The sequence below is a fragment of the Ruegeria sp. CDSC002 genome, from assembly GCF_059610905.1.
The window spans coordinates 190,130-211,013 of record NZ_JBXWOM010000004.1; the positions used below are offsets into that span (position 1 = coordinate 190,130).

General features: G+C 54.8%; 19 protein-coding genes and 1 pseudogene. 12 read left to right on the forward strand and 8 right to left on the reverse strand.

The genetic code is table 11. The features are described 5' to 3' along the window. Positions 1-118: 118 nt before the first annotated feature. A complete protein-coding gene (locus tag AC2FJE_RS09360) occupies positions 119-1,015 on the reverse strand; it encodes a LysR family transcriptional regulator (protein ID WP_496760888.1) in 897 nt (298 codons plus the stop codon). Between the two features lie 91 nt (positions 1,016-1,106). Here AC2FJE_RS09360 and AC2FJE_RS09365 point away from each other — a divergent pair, with 91 nt between their 5' ends. Further along, positions 1,107-1,931, forward strand: a complete 825-nt coding sequence (locus AC2FJE_RS09365; RefSeq protein WP_496698405.1) for a TauD/TfdA dioxygenase family protein — start codon at positions 1,107-1,109, stop codon at positions 1,929-1,931. Between the two features lie 560 nt (positions 1,932-2,491). On the opposite strand, the gene AC2FJE_RS09370 is transcribed toward AC2FJE_RS09365, so the two are convergent. After that, complete coding sequence (locus AC2FJE_RS09370; RefSeq protein WP_496755607.1) at positions 2,492-2,725, reverse strand: hypothetical protein; 234 nt, start codon at positions 2,723-2,725, stop codon at positions 2,492-2,494. A gap of 355 nt (positions 2,726-3,080) precedes the next feature. Beyond that, positions 3,081-3,842: a helix-turn-helix transcriptional regulator gene (locus AC2FJE_RS09375; RefSeq protein ID WP_496755606.1), complete on the reverse strand. Its 762-nt coding sequence runs from the start codon at positions 3,840-3,842 to the stop codon at positions 3,081-3,083. A gap of 129 nt (positions 3,843-3,971) precedes the next feature. On the opposite strand from AC2FJE_RS09375, the gene AC2FJE_RS09380 reads away from it, so the two are divergent. The 8 genes from AC2FJE_RS09380 to AC2FJE_RS09415 all read left to right on the forward strand — a co-directional run bounded on the left by AC2FJE_RS09380 (position 3,972) and on the right by AC2FJE_RS09415 (position 14,520). Continuing rightward, positions 3,972-5,948, forward strand: a complete 1,977-nt coding sequence (locus AC2FJE_RS09380; RefSeq protein ID WP_496755698.1) for a CocE/NonD family hydrolase — start codon at positions 3,972-3,974, stop codon at positions 5,946-5,948. Positions 5,949-5,969: 21 nt separating this feature from the next. Then, entirely contained in the window at positions 5,970-7,535 is a 1,566-nt protein-coding gene (locus AC2FJE_RS09385; protein WP_496755605.1) for an ABC transporter substrate-binding protein, read from the forward strand. An 86-nt stretch (positions 7,536-7,621) separates the two neighbouring features. Next, entirely contained in the window at positions 7,622-8,560 is a 939-nt protein-coding gene (locus AC2FJE_RS09390) for an ABC transporter permease (protein WP_496760889.1), read from the forward strand. 12 nt (positions 8,561-8,572) lie between these two features. Beyond that, a complete protein-coding gene (locus tag AC2FJE_RS09395) occupies positions 8,573-9,430 on the forward strand; it encodes an ABC transporter permease (RefSeq protein WP_282170004.1) in 858 nt (285 codons plus the stop codon). Further along, positions 9,427-10,407 (forward strand): ABC transporter ATP-binding protein, encoded by a 981-nt coding sequence (locus AC2FJE_RS09400; RefSeq protein ID WP_496698412.1) that lies wholly within the window; start codon positions 9,427-9,429, stop codon positions 10,405-10,407. Before AC2FJE_RS09395 ends, AC2FJE_RS09400 begins: the two co-directional genes overlap by 4 nt. Then, positions 10,404-11,327 (forward strand): oligopeptide/dipeptide ABC transporter ATP-binding protein, encoded by a 924-nt coding sequence (locus AC2FJE_RS09405; RefSeq protein WP_496698414.1) that lies wholly within the window; start codon positions 10,404-10,406, stop codon positions 11,325-11,327. Before AC2FJE_RS09400 ends, AC2FJE_RS09405 begins: the two co-directional genes overlap by 4 nt. 11 nt (positions 11,328-11,338) lie before the next feature. Further along, positions 11,339-12,985: an amidohydrolase gene (locus AC2FJE_RS09410; protein ID WP_496760890.1), complete on the forward strand. Its 1,647-nt coding sequence runs from the start codon at positions 11,339-11,341 to the stop codon at positions 12,983-12,985. Then, positions 12,985-14,520: a M81 family metallopeptidase gene (locus AC2FJE_RS09415; protein WP_496760891.1), complete on the forward strand. Its 1,536-nt coding sequence runs from the start codon at positions 12,985-12,987 to the stop codon at positions 14,518-14,520. The genes AC2FJE_RS09410 and AC2FJE_RS09415 overlap by 1 nt, the downstream gene beginning before the upstream one ends. A 47-nt stretch (positions 14,521-14,567) precedes the next feature. On the opposite strand, the gene AC2FJE_RS09420 is transcribed toward AC2FJE_RS09415, so the two are convergent. From AC2FJE_RS09420 to AC2FJE_RS09430, 3 genes are read right to left on the reverse strand one after another with little or no spacing between them, the layout of a single operon-like run. Further along, positions 14,568-15,032, reverse strand: a complete 465-nt coding sequence (locus AC2FJE_RS09420) for a CoA-binding protein (protein WP_496755601.1) — start codon at positions 15,030-15,032, stop codon at positions 14,568-14,570. A gap of 3 nt (positions 15,033-15,035) precedes the next feature. Next, entirely contained in the window at positions 15,036-15,401 is a 366-nt protein-coding gene (locus tag AC2FJE_RS09425) for a 2Fe-2S iron-sulfur cluster-binding protein (RefSeq protein ID WP_109310877.1), read from the reverse strand. After that, on the reverse strand, positions 15,398-16,753 hold the full coding sequence (locus AC2FJE_RS09430; protein WP_496755600.1) for a selenium-binding family protein: 1,356 nt from the start codon (positions 16,751-16,753) through the stop codon (positions 15,398-15,400). Before AC2FJE_RS09430 ends, AC2FJE_RS09425 begins: the two co-directional genes overlap by 4 nt. A 70-nt stretch (positions 16,754-16,823) precedes the next feature. Between AC2FJE_RS09430 and AC2FJE_RS09435 the strand changes: the two are divergent. From AC2FJE_RS09435 to AC2FJE_RS09445, 3 genes and pseudogenes are all read left to right on the forward strand, one after another. Next, positions 16,824-16,961 (forward strand): annotated as a pseudogene (locus AC2FJE_RS09435) (helix-turn-helix domain-containing protein); the annotation flags it as partial. 45 nt (positions 16,962-17,006) lie between these two features. Further along, positions 17,007-17,585, forward strand: a complete 579-nt coding sequence (locus tag AC2FJE_RS09440; RefSeq protein WP_282170083.1) for an IclR family transcriptional regulator domain-containing protein — start codon at positions 17,007-17,009, stop codon at positions 17,583-17,585. A gap of 101 nt (positions 17,586-17,686) precedes the next feature. Beyond that, a complete protein-coding gene (locus tag AC2FJE_RS09445) occupies positions 17,687-18,040 on the forward strand; it encodes a putative quinol monooxygenase (protein WP_282169997.1) in 354 nt (117 codons plus the stop codon). A 902-nt stretch (positions 18,041-18,942) separates the two neighbouring features. Here AC2FJE_RS09445 and AC2FJE_RS09450 read toward each other — a convergent pair. Next, on the reverse strand, positions 18,943-19,956 hold the full coding sequence (locus tag AC2FJE_RS09450; RefSeq protein ID WP_496755599.1) for an autotransporter domain-containing protein: 1,014 nt from the start codon (positions 19,954-19,956) through the stop codon (positions 18,943-18,945). Between the two features lie 436 nt (positions 19,957-20,392). Continuing rightward, the gene (locus AC2FJE_RS09455) at positions 20,393-20,710 is read right to left on the reverse strand and encodes a hypothetical protein (RefSeq protein ID WP_496755598.1); all 318 of its coding nucleotides are present in this window, start codon (positions 20,708-20,710) and stop codon (positions 20,393-20,395) included. Between the last annotated feature and the right edge of the window lie 174 nt (positions 20,711-20,884).

Consider the following 20,884-nt stretch of genomic DNA (forward strand, 5'->3'; position numbering starts at 1 on the left):
CGTGCGTAGCTTGAATGAACGTTTTTGGGCGAATTGGAAGGGCCTCATGGCGGACAAATCCGCCTTTCTTATCAATTGCGCAACGGTACGCTTTCAGAAAAGGGCGTGACACTGTTGTTCAAACTTGGGTCCGGCACATATCCAGAAATGCTGTTACCGGATCCGTTTGTTGCACGGCCCTTGCCAGAGCAATGGTGACCTCGAACTGGCCAATCTCTTGCGCGAGCGGACGCGTGACGACAGCATCGCCTTCAATCGTCAGATTCCGGCCAGGCGGGAAGCCAACAAGAGTAAAGCCCAATCCTTTTCCCACATATGCTTGAACCATTTCGCGCGATTGCGAGGTCAGCGGCACCTCCGGATCAAGACCGGCAGCCCGCAACAAGTCAAGATAGCTGGGGCCGGGACCAGCGCGCGATACGGCAATGTAGGGAATGTCGGACAGGGCCTCGAGCTTCACGCTGTCTGCCTTTGCCAAAGGGTGCGATGCGGGCAGCAAAACCAAGGGCGGCAACGCCTTCAGGATTTCGACATCGAAGCGCGTATTATCAAAGCCCTGATTAAAAACAACAAGCGCATCGACCTCTCCAGCATCAAGTGCAGCAACGAGGCTTGGAAAATCATCTTCCACGACTTCGATACGTACACGGGCATAGTGGTTGCGGAACGTCAGAACCGCGGGCAAAACGATCCGTTGGGCAATGGCGTAGTGTGTTCCGATTCGGATCGTTCCGGTTTCCCCTTTGGCCATTTCGGCGGCACGTCGGTCCAGGGCCTTCGCCCGCATTAGCAGAGCTTCTGCATCGGCTAGGAACTCCGTACCCGCGCTGGTCAGCCGCATACCCCGTGCGGGAAAACGATCAAACAAGGTCAAGCCAGTGACCGCTTCGAGTTTATCAAGCGCCGAGGAGATCGCCGGAGCGGAGACGTTCAGTTTTCGCGCCGCAGGCGCTATACCACCGCAACGGGCGATTTCCGACAAAAAGGCAAGTTGACGTAGTGAAAACCGAACCATCAGTAAAATCATCCTTTGAGCCAGATTAATTCAGTTTTTCCGATCTTAAGCAATATCCTACTCTTCTCGCTAGAAAACAGGGAGAGAACCGATGGACATCAGACCTTTGACAGGCAGCTTGGGGGCAGAAGTTTTCGGAGCCGACGTAAGAGACGGTGCGCAGTTTGCACAAATCCAGGCAGCCTTCGCCAAATACTCCGTCGTTGTTCTCAGAGGGCAAAACATTGCTTCGGAAGACCACCTCGACTTCGCGCGCCGCTTCGGTCCGATCAACGTGAACCGCTTTTTCAAACCTGTCGACGGGCACCCTGAAATTGCAACCGTCCTGAAGGAAAAGGACCAGAAAGAAGCGGTGGGCGAAGGCTGGCACACCGATCATTCCTACGACCAGGTCCCGGCGATGGGATCAATCCTGCATGCCATCGAAATGCCCCCCTACGGCGGTGATACGCTTTTCGTTTCGATGGGCGCGGCCTATGAGGCTCTGTCGGAACCCATGCGCCGGTTTCTTGATGGGCTGACGGCCGTGCATTCGTCGCGCCACGTCTTTGGCGAGGCCACGTTGGATAGTGAAGCGGCCAAAAGCGGAAGGTTGGCTAATGCCGAGGCAGCGACGCAAGATGCGCGCCATCCTGTCGTCATCAAACATCCACTCAGCGGGCGCCGCGGATTGTTCGTAAACCCTGTCTTTACTACGCACATTGAAGGCCTGACGTTCGATGAATCCGCGGCCGTCCTCAATATGATCTATGAGCATTGCAGACAGCCCGAATTTCAGGCCCGAGTCCGTTGGCAGGAAGGCGACATCACCATGTGGGACAATCGCGCCACCTGGCACAAGGCGATCAACGATTATCACGGATTCCGGCGTCTCATGCACAGGATCACTGTGGATGGCGTAGCCTTATCGCGTTAGAAGCCCGATGTTGGTCGAGCAAGCGCAAAAGGAATGTGATGCGCGAAGCGGTCATTCATATGCCGCGTAGAATCTGACATTTTGGGCGCGGAGCCAATTTGGACCGCAAGGCCCGTCAAAGTCGGAAAGGCGGACAAAGCTGCCGTTGGTCTTCCGGCCTGCAATGACCACTTTGGTGTTTTGACCTCCGTAATCAGCCACAATATTGCAGCTCAGGCTTTCGCGAACGTGGGCAGGGCTATAGAGGTAACCGCATGTACTTCCAACTTTCAGCTTTTCTTGCATCAACCCTGCGACAGGTAAGACACGCGTATCTTTGGGTCACAGGAAGGTTTTTAAGGCTTGTATTCGTGGTTTGGGCCTTGGCTTTTGGAACAGCAATTGCGTCTATTATTGTGCTGAATCTTGGTGGAAGTGTTTTCTGGCAGCTTGGGGTGTTTGGGTTGGGATCTGGCTCGACGTTACATTTTGCAATGAAAGTAAAAAAGTTTATGATCACAGACAAATAGACAATGCTTAAGCTGCCATTGCTTTTGGGTGCTCAGTAGTATTGATAGCGTTTAGTTTCGCACAAACTTCCATGCTGCGAAACCAAGCATGGCTATGCCAAAAAGACCAAGCGGCGCTGCAGTCCTCAAATCGGTCATGAGGCAACAGTCCCTAAATGTTGCCCAAAACGTATCATCCCATTCTTCGAAGCCGCTATGGGTGAAGCGAACACCTCTACCAACCTGAACAATCAGCCAAGCCGCAATAATGAATGCAATTCCAATAATGAGGGCAATCCACTTCATGATTGCTGTATAGCCGTACTGCGGAGATGAGCAAGTTTGGGCTCTTCTCAAACCTTAGCTGCAGGGCAATCTAACAGCAGCTTCACCGTCTAGGTCAGAAATGCTTGATGTTTGAGTCAGAATTTAAATACGCGAATTTTGCTTTTCTTGAGGTTTTGACAACCGATTGAGTCAAAGATTTGTGACAATCTCTTCCGGTTTGTGTCCCATATCCAATCCTCCGTTTCCTAACTGTTGGGGTGGACCAATTCGGTGGCGGAGGTTCATCATTGAGAGTTCGATGCTGTGGGGGTTATGATCCACGACGATCAATTGTCCTGTCTAAATGCCAAAAATTGTGGGCTCGACGCTCGCTTCAAGCCTCGTAAAGGTGTTTTCGAACAGTTGGATCGATCCTGTTGCTTTGGGCAGGGTAGATCCCGCAAGCGGCAATAGCCTCACGGGCTGTCACACGCTCATGCAAGCGTTTCCAGATTGTCTTGGCAGCATAAGGATGCGGGTATGGTCGCCATGCGACACCCATTGTCATGCCCCGCAGGTACTTCAGCTGCTGACGGTGTGCCGAATACAATATGGTGGTGGCAACGCTACCTTCGCGCGCAAGCTCGTGCTCGGTCACGAATATCCTGTTCCCACGCATTGTCACCAAACCCGCATAGCGCGAAATCTGGTGCGTGCTCTTGTCTGGCGATATGGCAATTTCCCTGGATCGGATTGTGAACAACCCATCAACTTCCTGAATCCGGATCAATGAGCAGAAAATCTTTCCTTCCCAAGAAGGCGTGCAGAAATAGGAATGATAGAAGCCTACATATCGCCTCAGGTTTTTCTGTTGGCTCCGAAATGGATCCAGAAATGCGTCCGTGGGCGCTGTCCCGGATTGGGGCAGGGTGCCTTTCAGCATTCGTTCAAAAGCATCGGTTTCAGCAAACAACTCTGCTTCTGTCAGGCCGAAATGACGCGCGATGCGACGCATGTTGTGGGCAGAGGGCAGACTGGAGCCATTCAGGTAGCGATTGAATTGCTGTCTGTTGACGCCGATATCGCGGCAAATCTGTGAAATGTTCCCATGCTCTGCGCACAGCGACCGCAGGTTGGCAGAAAAATTCTCTGACACAGGCAAAACCTTTCGCGTTCTGACGCTATATCACTGCAAAATGCGTCAGTTCGCGTAAGATCGCACAATTTGTTTTATCTGCAAATCGGTTTCTTCTTCGGCATCAACTCGCAACAGACAAGCGCCCAGATGCCAATTGAAACCATCGAGAACACATGGATCACGCTCGCCGATGGGCGACGGCTGGCTGCGCGCATCTGGTTGCCCGAAACCGGTCCTGCCCCCGCAATTCTGGAATATTTACCGTACCGCAAACGTGACGGCACTGCGCCAAGAGATGAAACGACACACACGGTTTTTGCCGAGGCAGGCTATGTCTGCATCCGCGTTGACATAGCAGGAACCGGGGACAGCGAAGGGCAATTCGACGACGAGTACTCTGAGCAGGAACTGCATGATGGTGAGGAAGTCATAGCCTGGATCGCCGCGCAGGATTGGTGTGACGGCCATATCGGGATGATCGGGATATCGTGGGGTGGGTTTAACGGCTTGCAGCTAGCCTTTCGACAACCACCAGCATTAAAGGCCGTCGTCAGCGTCGCCTCGACCGTGGATCGCTATGCGGATGACATCCATTTTATGGGTGGATGCCTTTTAAGTGATAATATGAACTGGGGCAGTCAAATGTTTGCCTATCTGACCCGACCCGCTGATCCGGACCTTTGTGCAGATTGGCGTGAGGATTGGCTAACCCGACTGCAAAGCGTCCCATTTTCTGCTGCGGATTGGCTGCGCCATCAGACACGTGACGCGTTTTGGAAACATGGCTCGGTTTGCGAGGATTGGTCTGCGATCCAAACGCCTGTTTTGGCTATCACCGGATGGGCAGATGCTTATGTCAATGCGCCCACGGCATTGGCAGCCAACCTAACCGTGCCTACCAAGGCCGTCATTGGGCCTTGGGAACACCGCTATCCTCACATCTCGAAACTCGATCCTGCAGACTTTCACTCCGAAGTGATCGGCTGGTTTGACCGCTGGCTGAAAGGACAGGAAAATGGGGCCGAGGACTTGCCTGCGTACAGGACTTACATGCAGGAACACTTCAATCCGACGGCGCACAACTCTGCTCGGCAAGGTCGTTGGATTGCGGAAACCACGTGGCCGTCGCCGCATGTGTCTGACCAGGCTTGGCATTTGACGCAAGGGGGGTTTTCTCGGGAACCGGCTACAGGCACGGTCGCTGTCACATCACCCAGTCATGTCGGTAGGGAAGGCGGATATTTCTGTGCGGGCATGCGGATCGACAATGAACTTGCAGGGGATCAGGCAAGGGATGATGCCCTGTCGGTTTGTTTTGACAGCGCGCCGCTGCAGGCCCCGCTGGAGCTGCTGGGCCGAGCAAAGCTGAAGTTTAGGTTTTCGGTAGATCGACCTGTTGCCCAACTTGTCGCGCGGTTATGCGATGTCTCGCCCGTAGGTGTATCGCAGCGCATCAGCTATCGTCCGCTGAACCTGTGCCACTACCGCAGCCATGAAACGCCCGAAAGTCTGCGGCCGGGTGAAATCTATGAAGCCGAAATTGTTCTGAACGAATGTGCGCATTATTTGCGCGAGGGTCACGTGTTGCGACTGGCGCTGTCGACGTCATACTGGCCGATCGTCTGGCCAGCACCGCGCTCGGCCGAGGTGACAATGCACTTGCAGGATTGCACCCTGCATTTGCCGGTGCGGGAAGTCACGCATGAGGTCCAAGCTTCTGAACCTGGCCCGGCACAGAACTATCCAGTTCTTGCCGGTGAACAATTGCGTCCACCATCCGAGCAATCCGAACGCACCGTGACCAAAAATGGTCAGGTGGTTCTGGAGACGTTTGATGACTACGGAAAATCGCGCGACCCGTATCATGATCTGATTGTCGGCAGTGACGTTCGTATGCGCTACTGCATTCACCCCGATGATCCGACAACCGCACATTTCGAGACCGCTTGGAGTTTTTCGTTCGAGCGCGAAGATTGGCAAGTCGCCATCTCAACCGAATGCCGGATGACCTGCGACGCGCAAAATTTCTATCTCTACCGCAAACTACGCGCCACTGAAGGTGCAGATGAAATCGAAGTTTTGACGAAGGAATGGTCCGAAACCGTTCCGCGCGGACTTCTCTGAATTAATCCAAGGGAGGATACTATGAAGATCGAATGGACAAAGGCCAATGTAGGTCGGCGGAGGTTCCTGAAAGGTGCAACCGCGCTAGGGGCCGCCACGGCGCTTCCGATGGGATGGGCGAACCGTGCGTTTGCAGCAGATGACGGCGTGCTGCGGGTGCGGGCCTATGGAGATGCGCAGAACATGGATCCGGCCCATTCCGTTGGTGTCGTTGAAGAAGAGGTTCATGCCTCGATCTACAACAAGCTGATCCAGTACAAACCAGGCGAGGAATGGGGCTGGCAGATGGATGCCGCCACGATGATCGAGCAGGTTGATCCGACCCATATCAAGTTCGCATTGCGTGACGATATCGGGTTCACCAATGGATTTGGCGCCATGACCGCAGAGGACGTCAAGTTCAGCATGGAACGGATCGTGGACGACGCAACCGACAGTCCGAACAAGCCCGATCTGGGGCCATTCAGCCACGTGGACGTGACCAGCGAACGCGAAGGCACGATCGTGCTGAACAAACCGTTCGCACCGATCTGGTCGATCGCTCTTCCGTACATTACCGGCAACATTGTCTCGAAAGCCGCAGTCGAAGCCGCTGGTGGCCGGATCGGCGCTGATCCGGTTGCGGAATCCGGTCCTTACCTGCGCGACAGCTGGTCGCCCAAGGAAAAGACTGTTCTTAAGCGCAACCCCGACTGGAAAGGGGACGCGCCCACTTGGGACACCGTCGAGATCTATCCGATTGACGATGAAAACACTGCCGAGATTGCGTTCGAGGCGGGTGAACTGGATGTAACCCGTGTGTCGCTGGGCTCGGTCGAGCGTTACCGCGCCGGGGTGCCCAATGGCGGATCGTTGGTTGAAAAGCCGTCGCTCTACTATGTCTGGATGGGCATGAACGTCGAGCATCCGAAGCTGCAAAATCAAAAACTGCGGCAGGCGATTCAGCACGCGGTGGATGTACCCAGCATTCTGGAGGCCGCATATTTTGGTGCTGCCGAACCAGCGACCGGCATCATCGCACCGGGCCTCGCCGGGCATCGGGCTTCTTCGCTGGTGCCACCGGCGGCGGATTTTGAGAAGGCGGCACAGCTGCTGGCGGAATCCGGTGAAACCAATGTCACGCTGACCCTCGACACGCTGAACAAAACGACCTTCACGACAACGGCTCAGATCATTCAGGCGACGCTCGCGCAAATTGGGATCACGGTTGAAGTCAACGTTCTGGAATCCGGTGCATTCTGGGCGTCCGGCGACAATGAAAACCTGCAGCTCGTTTTGAACCGTTTTTCGATGACCCCAGATCCGTATTATGCGACGTCGTGGTTCACGCCTGAACAGATAGGAAAATGGAACTGGGAACGCTTTAACAGCCCTGAATTCAACGAGATTCACGAAACTGCGGCTGCTGAAACGGATATCGCAAAGCGGGCGGAAATGTATCAGCGTGCGCAGGATCTGATGGAAGAAAGCGGCGCCTATCGCTTCATTACGCACGAGGCGACACCGGTCATTCACAGCGCCCGGGTCATTCCTGCATTGCGGCCAGATGGCCTGTCGTTGCTTCGCTATTTCGGCAAGGCGACCTGACCTCCCCAGGTCGACCGGGTACGGCGAGCGCGTGACGCTCGCCGTGCCAAATTGAACGCCATCAAGCCACAAGGAGCCAGTTGGCCATGCTAAGTTTTGCAACCCGTCGCTTCGGGCTGTCGCTGCTCATCCTGTTCGTGGCGGTCACGGTCATGTTCCTGATGATCCGCGCCGTGCCTGGCGATCCGGTCCAGATCATGCTGGGCCCGCGTGCCACGCCCGAACTTCAGGCCCAACTCACAGCGGCGCTGGGGCTTGATCAACCGATCTGGAAACAGCTTTTGATCTTCTATGGGAATCTGCTGCAAGGAGACCTGGGAACCGATGTATTTTCGGGTCGGTCCGTGACGGACATCGTGTTCCAGCAATTGCCATTCACTCTGGAACTGATTTTTGCGTCAATCCTTTGGTCTGCAAGCCTGGGCATCGCACTTGGTGCCTATGCTGCGGCACATCCCAACACGCTGATCGATCGGATCGCCGCAGCAATTTCCGTCAGCTTCGTGGCTGCCCCGGCCTTTGTTGTCGCACTTTTGGCGCTGCTGGTATTCGCCGTGCATTTGCAGCGGTTTCCCGCCATCGGCGCCGGAGAGGGGTTCTGGGATCGCCTCGACCATCTGGTTCTGCCCGCCTTTGCCATCGGCCTCAGCTGGGTTGGCTATATTGCCCGGCTGGTACGCGCCTCGATGCTCGAGGTTATGGGCGAAAGCCATGTGCGCACGGCGCGCGCCTTTGGCATCGCCGAGCGTCGCGTGGTCATGGTTTATGCACTGCGGATCGCCATTCTGCCGGTCGTTACGGTGATCGGGGTAGGGATGGGCTTTCTTCTCAGCTCCGCCGTTTTTGCTGAAATCGTCTTTGCCCGTCCGGGTTTGGGTAAGTTGGTTATCGATAGCATTACCACCCGAAACTACCCGATTGTTATGGGCTCCGTCCTTATATCAACGGCGTTGTTCGTGGTGTCGACCGCATTGGCAGATCTGATCAATGCGTTGCTCGACCCACGTGCGCGCACGGCTCATTGAGGAGGGAGCGTTATGGAAAAATCTCGTTCCGAACTTGGCCTGATCATCATCGGCGTCGCCCGCGACCCGCTTGGTCTTATGGGCTTGATCATCGTCGGTGTCATCGTGTTCTGTGCCATCTTCGCCTATTGGATTGTACCCTATGATCCGATTGCGATGGATATCAAATCCCGCTTGCAAGGGCCGTCCGCCGCACACCTGCTTGGTACAGATCAATTAGGGCGCGATACGTTTTCGCGGGTTATCGCCGGGGGGCAAGTTGCGCTCAAGGTGGCATTGCCTGCCGTGTTCGGCGCAATGGCAATTGGCCTGACGCTGGGCATGATAGCCGGGTATGGGCCGAAATGGCTTGATAACCTTCTGATGCTGTTCTTCGATACCATCCGGTCCTTTCCAACAGTGATGTTTGCGCTTGCCGTTGTGGCCCTGATCGGACCCAGCCTTCAAACCGTGGTCTTCGTCGTCATGGCGACCTCAATCCCAACCTACGGTCGCGTTGCGCGAACCCAGACTCTGACGCTGCGCAACTCTGAATTCATTTTGGCAGAACGCTCGATGGGGGCCAGCATGGCGCGCATTCTGGGCGTGCATATGCTGCCCAACATCATCGGCGTTCTGGCTGTGCTGGCGGCCATGGATATCCCCACGGTTATCGCGCTGGAGGCGGGGCTGTCCTTTCTGGGGCTGGGCGTGAAACCACCGACCCCCAGCTGGGGTGCCTTGCTGAAGGACGGGTATTCATTGATCCGCCAAACCCCCTGGTTGGTGGTCGGTGGTGGGCTCCCGATCATTCTGGCGACGCTCGGATTTACCTTCCTGGGTGAAAGCCTGCGCGATGTGGTTGACCCGAAACTGAGGAAACAGCGATGACCGACACACTTCTGGAAATCGACCACCTCAGCGTCGATTACGAAACAGGCCGTGGTGACCTCAAGGCTCTGAGGGACATCACATTCGACGTCAACAAAGGCGAAATAGTTGGCATTGTCGGGGAATCCGGCTGCGGTAAGTCCACTCTGATCTCGTCCATCCTGCGTTTGACAGCGCCTAATACGCGGTTCCGCGAAGGAGAGATCAGGTTCAAAGGACAGGATCTGCTGCGGGCCTCCGAACGACATATGCGCGACTTGCGTGGGTCGGACATATCCATCGTCTTTCAGGACCCGATGCAAACGCACAATCCGGTTCTGACCATCGGGCAGCAGATGCTGGACATTCAGCACCGCTCCAAACAGTCAAAGGCGGACAAGCTGGCCCACGCAGCCAAGATGTTAGGCGCCGTTGGCATTCCCGATCCCGAAGCTCGCCTGAAACAGTATCCACATGAATTTTCTGGCGGGATGCGTCAACGGATCGCCATTGCGATGGCGTTGATGTCCGAACCTGACCTTTTGATCGCGGATGAGCCGACAACTGCGCTGGATGCAACGCTAGAGGTGCAGATCATCGAACGCCTGCAAGAGCTGCAGCGCGAGTTTCACTGTGCCATCCTGTTTATTTCACACCATCTGGGTGTGATTGCGGAGCTCTGTGATCGGGTGGTGGTGATGTATGCCGGTGCGGTGGTCGAAAGTGGGGACGTGCGAGAGATTTTCCACAATCCCAAACATCCCTACACACGCCGCCTGATCGAATGCGACCCCGGCCACATCAAGGAACGCGCCCGCGTATTGCCAACCATTCCAGGAGAAGTGCCCGATCTGGCGAACCTGCCAGGGGGCTGCATATTCCGGGATCGGTGCGATCAGGCGATGGCGCGCTGTGCCAGCGAGGTGCCCCCCTTGGATCAACTGAAGCAAGGCCACCACGCCGCGTGCTGGCTGAATCATGAGGAGGCCACAACATGAGCTTGCTGAACGTTGTGGACCTGCACACCAGTTACGGGCCGGTCAATGTGCTGGCAGGTGTCAGCTTTACCGTGCAACCCGGCGAGACCTACGCGCTGGTTGGCGAAAGCGGTTCCGGCAAAACGACCGTGATACGCGCCATTGCGGGGCTTGCGCCCGCACAGGACGGTTCGGTCACATTTGAGGGGCAGGAAATTCGCGGCGCGCCGGAACGTGTCATGCGTCCGCTGCGCAAGGATATGGCGATGATGTTTCAGGATCCGGTCGGCAGTCTGTCACCGCGCCTGACCATCCGTAGCCTGATCACCGAGCCTTATCGCATTCAGGGCATGAAAGACCGCGATCTGGATGCCGAGGCCAAGCGCCTGTTGGAAATGGTGAACCTGCCGACGCATTTCGCCGATCGCTATCCTTATCAGTTGTCGGGTGGTCAGGCACGGCGCGTGGGCGTGGCGCGCGCATTGGCGCTGGAACCCAAGCTGATCCTTGCGGATGAGCCGACCGCGGGCCTCGATGTGTCGGTACAGGGTGAGCTTTTGAACCTGCTCAACGATCTGCGTGAAAGATTGGGGCTGGCGATGGTGATCATCACCCATAACCTCAGCGTCGTGCGCCACGTGGCCGACAGAATGGGCATCATGTATCTGGGCCGGTTGGTCGAGGAAGGCACGACCGAGACGATCTTCGACGACCCGCGCCATCCCTATACACGCTGCCTTCTGAGCGCCAACCCAGAGCCCGACCCGGATGCACGATTGGAACGGATCGCCCTAAAAGGTGAACCCCCCAGCCTGCTCAAACGCCCTTCGGGATGTGAATTCCGTGAACGCTGTCCTTTTGCAAAGGAAATTTGCACCCAGACCCCGGAATGGGAAGTGGACGGCGGTCACGGGCTGCGTTGTCTGGCGCCGTTGTCGTAGAAGGAAATCCAATGCTAAGTACACTTTTCTTCAACGGCACAATCCTGACTATGGATGCGCAGAATTCTTCGCCGGAGGCGGTTCTGACCGAAGGACACAGGATTAAGGACGTTGGAACCGAGGCCGATCTGCGCGCTTGCATGCCGCCGGATACTCAGGAACGCAACCTGCGGGGGCGCACTCTGATGCCCGCGTTTATTGACCCACACGGGCATTTTCCGGATCCCGGGTTCATCCGGCTGTTCCGTGTTGACCTGTCGTCGCCTCCTCTAGGGGATTGCCGGACCATGGCGCAGGCGTTGGACAGGCTTCGGGAAAAGGCTAGTGCAACGCCCGAGGGTGAATGGATCATGGGGGTGTCGATTGACAATACCTCTATTCTCGAAGGTCGCATGCCCACGCGGGCCGAGTTGGACAAGGTATCACAGCGTCATCCAATCTGGGTTATTCATGCATCGGGTCACAACGGCACGGCAAATTCTCTTGCGCTTGAGAGGCGTGGGGTTACCCGTCACACACCAGACCCGGACGGCGGCCGTTTTGGCCGCGACCCTGAAACCGGAGCCCTAACGGGATTGATCGAAGGTCTTTCGGCCATGGGAGAGATGGGCGATACCGATTTCCTGATCGACCGCGAAAGGTTCTGGCAGGGCTTTGATGCCTGCCGTGACGAATATCTGACCCATGGGGTGACCTATGCCCAAAATGCCTGGACGTCGCAAACCATGCTGGATCACTTCGCCAGCCTGCCCGCAGACCAGGATCCGGGAATTGATATCGAGCTGTTACCCGTCGGGAGTCTGGAGCCAGAACTAAGTACCCAATGGATCGGCACGAACTGGCCCTGCAACCCGCATTTCACACTAGGTCCGCGCAAACTGTTCACGGATGGGGCCTTTCAACTGCAGACCGCGTATCTGACTGCCCCGTATTTCAAGCCGGCTGATCCAGAACATCCACGTGGGATGACTTACACCTCGCAAGAGCAGCTGGATGCTGATGTCAGCAAACTCCATAGCAAGGGACTACAGATTCATTGCCACTGTAACGGCGATGCCGGCGCCGAGATGTTCATTGATGCGGTTGAAAAAGTACTGCGAGCGTCCCCTCGTACAGATCATCGTCACACCATTATTCATGGCCAGGCCCTGCGAGATGATCAGTTAGAGCGTATGGCCCAACTTGGCCTTACCGTTAGCTTCTTTCCCGCCCATGTTTATTTTTGGGGGGATCGCCACTACGACACCTTCTTGGGCCCCGAGCGGTCCGAGAGGATATCCCCGGCAGCATCAGCCGAGCGTTTTGGCGTACGTTATACGATCCACAACGATGCGTCGGTCACGCCAACACGTCCAATCCACCTGGCCCATTGTGCAGTAAATCGGAAAACCTCTTCAGGCCGTGTGCTTGGCGAGGATCAAAAGATCAACGTTCTGTCAGCTTTGCGTGCCCAAACCATCGACGCCGCTTGGCAAGTTTTCAAGGAGGATCGGCGCGGATCAATCGAACCGAGTAAAGTTGCAGACTTCGTTGTCCTTTCGCGCAATCCCCTTCACGATCCGAACCGTCTGAAGGATACACAGGTGCTCGAAACGATCCGAGCCGGTCAAAGTGTTTTTGCCGCAACGCATGCCAAAAAAGAAATCGAGCACACCTAATGAAGACCAAGCGTATTGCGATTGCGGGGTTTCAGCATGAAACAAATTGCTTTGGTGTGACAAAGGCCGGTCTCCCCGAGTTTGAGATGGCAGATTCCTGGCCCGGCATGTTGCGCGGTGAAAAGGTCTTGTTGGAAACGGAGGGCATGAACTTACCCGTCGCAGGTTTTGCTGCGGCTGCTCAAGCCGCAGGGGTTGAGGTTGTTCCAATCCTTTGGTGTTCTGCTGAGCCGTCTGCGCATGTAACCGATCATGCATTCGAAACGATTTGCGGGATGTTGTTCAATGGAATCCGAGATGCCGGCCACATTGACGGCGTTTATCTGGATCTCCACGGGGCAATGGTCACTGAAAGCTTTGCTGACGGTGAAGGAGAGCTTCTGCGCCGTATTCGAGAGCTTGTGGGTCCCGGAACTCCAGTGGTCGCAAGTTTGGATCTGCACGCCAATATCTCTGCTCAGATGGTCGAATATACGGACTATTTGTCTGTTTTTAGAACCTATCCTCATTTGGATATGGCGGAAACCGGCGCACGATGCGTTCCTGTCCTGCAGCAATTGCTGGCGGGCGAAACACTATACAAAGTGTTCCAGCCGGTGCCATATCTCATCCCTTTGCATGCGCAACATACGGGCTCTGCGCCATTCGACGAAATCTACCAGTTACCAGTTAGACTTGAGCGGCAGGAAACCTTGGCCGACATTGCTTTGGGCTTCACGGCGGCGGACTTCCCTGACACCGGCCCGGCCTGCCTTGCCTACTCAGCCACAGCCCAGAAAGCCGCCGCCGCCGCCGAAGAAATCGTCAACTTGTTTATATCCCGGGAAGCCGATCTTGATTGTTCGATGCTGTCGTTGGAGGAAGCTGTTTCGACATGCCGCGAAAGACGGGAAAAACCCGTTGTTCTCGCAGATGTTCAGGACAACGCTGGCGCGGGCGGGACGTCTGATACCACAGGCTTGCTGGCCGCACTGATTGAGGGTGGGGTAAAGAGTGTTGTGATGGGTCTTTTCCATGATCCGGACAGCGCAATGCAAGCCCATGAGGCAGGAGAGGGTGCACTGATTGAGTTGGCAATCGGTGCAAAGTCCAACCTGGCTGGACACGTTCCGGTCAAAGCAGAGTTTGAGGTCCTGGCTTTGGGTGATGGCACTTGCCGCTATACCGGAGAAATGTATCGCGGTGGCGTGGCAACGCTGGGCAAAACAGCTGCTCTGCGATTGGTTGGGCACGAGGCCGATATTGACCTTGTCGTCACAAGCATACGCAATCAATGCCTGGATCGTGCACATTTTACTCATATCGGGCTAAACCCTGCGAATTATTCAGTGGTTTGCGTGAAGAGCACCACCCACTTTCGAGCTGACTTCGAACAGATTGCAGGGAGTGTTTTTGCGGTCTCTTCTCCAGGCGCCTTTCTCTGCGATTTGGAAGAAGTCCCTTACGCTTGTATCACTAGAAGGCTTCCTAAGGCCCGTGAAGCTGATTTCGATGTTCGTGGAGTTGTAGGCACTAGGAAACTGCCCACTCTATGAAATGTGCCTGTTTGGCTACTCAGCAAACCACATTCCATTAGGATCCATCATATCTTCAGATCGAGGCGGGGCTTCCAAAACGGCCGGAAGAGTTCAATCTTCGGACATCGATTCATCACAACTTTGAGGCCCGCATCCTCGGCGAGCTGTGCTGCTTTGTCGTCGTAGACGCCGATCTGTCCCCAAAGAACTTTGGCTCCGATCGCGATGGCCTTTTCGGCGAAGCCAAAGAGTTCTTCCTTGGGACGGAAGACATCCACCATATCAACGGGTTTGTCGATTTCTTCGAGTGAATGATAGACCTTCAGGCCCCTGATTTCCTTGACGTTCGGGTTAGGGTTTACCGGCAGAATGTCGTAGCCAATTTCGCTGAGTTGTCGCAGAACGCCGTAGCTAAATTTCGTTTTGTCGGCGCTTGCACCAACCATTGCAATGGTTTTGACCGACTTCAGGATCTCGGCGAGATACTTGGGGTCGTAATCATACATACGGTCGATATCTGCTTCGGGCATCGGTTAACCTTCCTTCGGCGTCGCAATGTCTGCTTTGAGTTCGTGGGGTTTGAGTGGATCGAGGAACGGATTGCGGTAAAGCTTGTCATGGCTCTCAACCCCGATCTCCAAGGTGATGTTTGACGTCGCGCGTGCCACGCAGAGGATTACGTAGCCATTGGCGATCTGCCTATTGTTCAGCGCGACCTGTCGGCGCTGATCCACCGTGCCTGTTTTAAGTTTCGCGGCGCAGGTAATGCAGCCGCCGTATTTGCAGCCGAAGGGCAGATCAACACCCTGTTCGCGTAACGTATCCAGTAGTGGGCGTCGTGCGTCCACCTCATATGTCGCGCCATCCCTGTTGGCGATCGTCACAGTATGCGTTGTCATAGCCAAATGTCGCTTGTGCAATCACCGCCTGGATACCGGCTCTCGTGGCAGCGCGAGGGGCCATTTGGCTCTTTCCCAAAGTCCACGATGAAGTCCTCGTTGATCTTCATGCCGCCGTTTTCAGGATCGCAATCTATCATGACCATCACACCGCCTTTTTCGCGGATCTCGGGATAGAACTGGTTGTCCCAAGTCGAGAACAACGAGGTGGTGACATAGAGTCTGCGCCCGTCGAGAGAGAGTTGGAACATCTGCGGCCCACCGGCGACTTCAACCCCATTAACGGTTGGCGCTTTGCCCAAAAGCCCACCCATGAACACCTGGCCGGTCAGTTTGGGATTATGCGGGTCGGTGATGTCGTATTGGCGCATGTCGCCATGAAGCCAATTGTTGAGATAGAGGTATTTGTCATCCATCGAGATCAGGATCGCCGACATCACTCCTGGCAGCGGGATCGGCCATTCAGGGTGCATCTCATTCTCGACGTCGATGATCTTTGCCCATTGCCACTTATTCGCGTCGTCCTTCCACCAGTGAATGACGTTGGTCGACAGCGCGGCCCCACAAAACCCATGCGTGCTGTCTGGGTCATGGTGGAATTTGACTTCCAACGGCAACAGCCCGTCTTCGCCTAGATAGAAGCTTTCAACAGGCTCGCGTTTTTCGAAATCCCAAAAATGCAACTCGCGCCCGTATTTCAGGTGACCCACTTCTTCCAGATCGAAACCCGGCATAAAGGTGTTGGGCGCGGCCCATTCGGAACTCACCATCACGTTGTGACGGGGCTGATACCAGAAATCATAACCGAACTTGATGCCGCCCATCGAGTTCTCCCAGCGGCCGACGATGTTGAATTCTTTATCGAGATGCAGATAGCCGCCCGGAGCTTCACCCTTGGCGTCTCCAAGGAAGGAAATGATGATCTCCGAACCCAGACAATGCACTGTATGCGGCCCTGACAGATCGGCCTTGGCCTTAATCTCGGCCCCGTCGATAATCTTGTGCAGCCGTGGTGCGCGTGGGTCAGTGGCCGTGTCGACGATATGTAGGTTGTTGGAACGCACACCGGGCAGGATCAGGTATTTTCGCGACATTGAGCCGTCGTCGTGGCAGGACGAACAAGCATTCCAGCCCATGTGATGAAGTTCATCCCCGATCCCCGGCATTTCCAGCCGGTGGATCACCTGAGAATAAGTTGGGCTTTCCGGGTCTACATCCACTGTCGCAAGATAGTCGGGCTTCTGAATGCCCGTGCCTGTATAAATGGCAATCGTGTAAAGAAGCTTCTCACGGGGGGCTTGGATTGCCTCTTGCGGGCTGGCGTAGCCCGGTCCGCAACATGCACCATCCATCGTTGAACCCTCCCTTGATCACGATTACGGTATCGTATATCGAAAATACTATTATCGTATAGTGAGAAAAATGCATCTAGAACGCTTAGCGCTGATATTGGAAGTCGTAGGTCAAAAAGGGCATGCGACTGTCGCGGAAATTTGTGCACAATCCGATCTCCCTAAGCCAACAGCCTATAGGTTGGTTCAGGATCTTGTTTCGTCCGGACTGTTGCAGACATCTGCGAGAGGGGAGTTTGCCATTGGAACCCGATTGAAGCGTATCACCCGGAGTGATCATTCTGATCCTGCGCTTCTGGAAGTGATTGCGCCGATCCTGGCCACCGGCGCCAGAGACTACGGGGCTGCGTTCTTTCTTTCCCGACTGCGCGGCAACTGGGTCGAGATCATTCACGTGGCCACGCCAGAAACGGGCGTGTCATATCTTCACCCGGGTGTGGGCAAACGGCCTATGCACGCGTGCTCTTGCGCCAAGGCAATTGCCGCCGTTTCTCCAGAGCTGCTGTCTCATGGCGAATTGAACGGGCAGCTCAAGCGGTACACCGAGCACACCATTACCAGCGGAAAAGATCTGGCAAAAGAACTCGATGTCATTCGGGCCAAAGGATACGCCGAATGTGTCGAGGAGCTGGAAAGAGGTATAAGTTCTGTTGCAACAACACTGGGCAAAACAGGTGTTGGTTCGACGTTGTCCATTGGCGCCACAGCTTCCGTTCGGGTGTTTACGCCTCCAATGCGGGTCAAAATCGGCCAAGCACTCATCGAAATGTCGCATGAGTTATCATCTGCCCTAGGATGGGATGGCGCAGACGCGAATATGAAATCCGCCTAGGTTAGTGTTGGCTAAAGCAGTGGAGAAGGTTCACGCCATCCGGCGGCGTCGAAACGTTTGATACCATTAGACGGGTTTACGGGCGGCCAAGGAGGCTAAGTATGGACGATGGAATGCGCGGGGGATTCTTCGCAGTTAATGTCAAACCTGAGCACCGGCAGTCTTTTTTGAACGCTAGCATCTTTGAAGCGCAAAGTGTTGTCAGCGAAGCGGCAGAGGTTTTCCAGTTTCAGATCATGGTGGACATGGCAAATCCCAATCGGTTCTATTTCTACGAAGTGTTCCGGGACGAAGCAGCCATTCAGGATCACTGGGACTCTGAAGCTTTTAAGAACTGGTTGAACACGGTCCAAACAATGCTGGATGGTGACATCGAAATTATTGCTCGGATGCGCTCGCTTTTCCCAACGACAAAAGGCTTCGAGGCCCAAAAACCAAGCCTGCTGCAGTGGTGAAACCGACCGGACGTTTGAAATTTTGGTCGCTGTGAGAAAGCGACCGGATGTAGCGCTTGCCGGCTTTGGGCACGTTGCAAAAACACAATAAAATATGCTCTGCGGACGCCGCCGCCGTTCGCTGCACGTACTACCCAATCGGATATTTCGGCAAGGTTGCACAGGTACCTACTTTTGCAAAGTCGTGGCATAGTAGCCCAAGGGGTATACACACGCGATCTACACCGGACCTTACCAGGCTAGGACGGACCGATCTCCGGATAGTGTTCGAGAAGGTTAGGGTAGTCTGGGGAGCCGCACGTCGGCCAACAATGCGCAGTGGGGTAAGCAAGCTGGTGCCCCAGTTCAGATGATATTACATTGTCCAAGAGTTTTTGCACCGTCACAAGGGTCTACGGTGGTTCGCGGATGCTTGTCGATTGAAAAGCAACCTCAAGCATCCGACATCAATTTTCGACGCTCTTAGGACCAAGCACTAGTGCATGCATCATTGCAATTTTCGTCAACCGAATACTCTGATATCAAACCGTAACCAGCGCCAGATTCTTTAGCAGTTTGGTAGATTTTGTTTCAGTATGATCGCGTGCTTTCGAACTTGCGTGGATTTGCGTTTGCGATACAGATGTTCGAACATCGTGCGCGTGCCCGGGGTTGTCGTGGGCACGCAACGGACCTGCTCTAGACATTCCCGCACTGCCGACAAGTGCGAATACCGTAGCAGATGCAATCATTATTTTTTTCGTTTTTGGTTCCTTTCGGTCGAGCATGTTTGAAGCGCTGTGTGTGTCTTTTATTTTACAATCTGCGGCTCAGATTTATTGCGCTGGCAGACCATGGTTTTAGGAAAAGGTATTAAGCTAATGCCTGAAACCCATTTCGCTTCAGACCAAACGCAAGACACTTTAGAACTGGACCTCTACGCCGATGTTCCAGCCGAAGGGGTGGTCGTTCGAGCTGCTTCCCAATCCGGTTTCACTGGTGATCTCACCATATAGCCATGAGCGATCCGAAAGCGCGACATCGCCACCTATGCTCAGGGCCGCTGTGTTCTGACCTCGCTCCGTGAACACTGCGCTTTGCCCAAACACCACCGAGGTCGCGTTGTCGAACGCATGATAAAAGTCGATTTGACCGTACAGCATCGAATTGTTTGCAAAGGCACGTTCAGCACGCAATCCGGCCCGGGCGGTCAACGTGTCACTATCCACCAGAGATCCGATCTGACTACCCGCGACTCGATCAGGGACATCGTCCATGTCGATATCGCTGTACATGACCTGCGCTTGCGGGATGAGCGTCCATTCGTTCGGAAGCGTGAAGGGCTTGCCAACCTCAATAGATATCTCATACCCACTGCCATCGGCATCCACTGCGCCCCCTCCATTCGGACGTACCTGGCTGTCGAAAAACCCATAGCGAAGCTGCCCGTTGATATAGAACATACTATCCGCAACCCAAAGCGCGCTCAGGGTTGCATCATAGGCGTTGGTAGAGATATTGGCGTTGGCCGAGCTGGTGCCGATGTTCGATGACAGGCTGCCGATGCCAAATTCCAGTCCGCCAAACAGCTGTCCGCCCCCGACCTCACCCAAAGGCAAATTCGCGCCATACCGCAGACTGCCGCTGTTCGTCGTCATCTCGCCGTCACCGACATCATAGCTGTCGCGTTCACCTTGGGACTCAACCCAGAACAATGGTCCTGCGGTTGTCGTCAAGTCAGTCAGCGCCAAGCTACTAGTGAATGGTTTGGAACCGTTGCTTTCCGCTGCAGTGTGGTTGCGTACTTGCGAAATAGATGAGCGCACATCCTTTGCATAGCCGCGTTGGCCGAGGCCATGCGACGGGCCGGCCATGCAGATTCCAGCACTTGCAACAATCGCGAACACTGTAATGGATGTAATCATGACCTTTTTCATCTTTTTGCGCCTTTCAGCTAAGCGTGTTTGGTACGCTGTGGGTGCAATAAAGATGGCAATCTGCGGCTCAGATTGATTGCGCTGGCAGGTCAAGGTTTTGAGAAAAGGCATCAAGTTAACGCCCGGCCGGGCGTCTTTCGCAGTGGGCGTTAACTGTCAGGCAAACACTGGTTTTGCGGCAACCGCTCGCCGGATTGATCACGTAGAAGCCGACAAGTGCACCCATTCCGCTGTTGGTTTAGTTTGAAAGAATGGTCACTGGCTACGCGTAATGGCAAAGTAATTGATCGGTTTGTGACCTAAGAATTTAGCGGGTCAATGAAGCTCCGTCACATCACAGCGTTTAGCCAGCAAAAGGGGCTAACCGGCTGGAGTTAATCACCGGCATATCTCGCCCTGCTGTTCACACAGCCGGGTCTCTTGCGGCATCGTAGGCTCAGCGCCGCATTCGTTTGATCACTATACCAGCATCAATGTCAAAAACGTTCTTTAGCCTTCTTGCATCAATGTCCACCTCAGGCAATTCAAGGAAATAAAAGGTCACGCCGCCGATAAGCTCTGTCCCGTGGCTGCCCGCTTCCCTGCATTCTTTACATACTACAGGAGATTTCCCATAACCCCCCGAAGATGACATCGTGTTCTGCAATTGCGTTTGTGACGTCGCGGGGCTTACGTCAAATGTGTCCGCAAATGTCACCCCAGACAATGCTGCAATAACAAGCGAGACAACGGGAGCAATCACTACTTTTTTCATCTTCTGGCTCCTTTTTTGTTCAGCATATTTGAAACGCTGCGTGTGCACTCAATTTGGCAGCCCGCTATCCAAATTGATTGTGTCGGCACGTCAGAGCATTGTGAAAAGGCATCAAGATAGCGTCCGTTTGCGATGGCCTCTGAAACAGGCGCGGCCCCTGGCACGTAGACACAG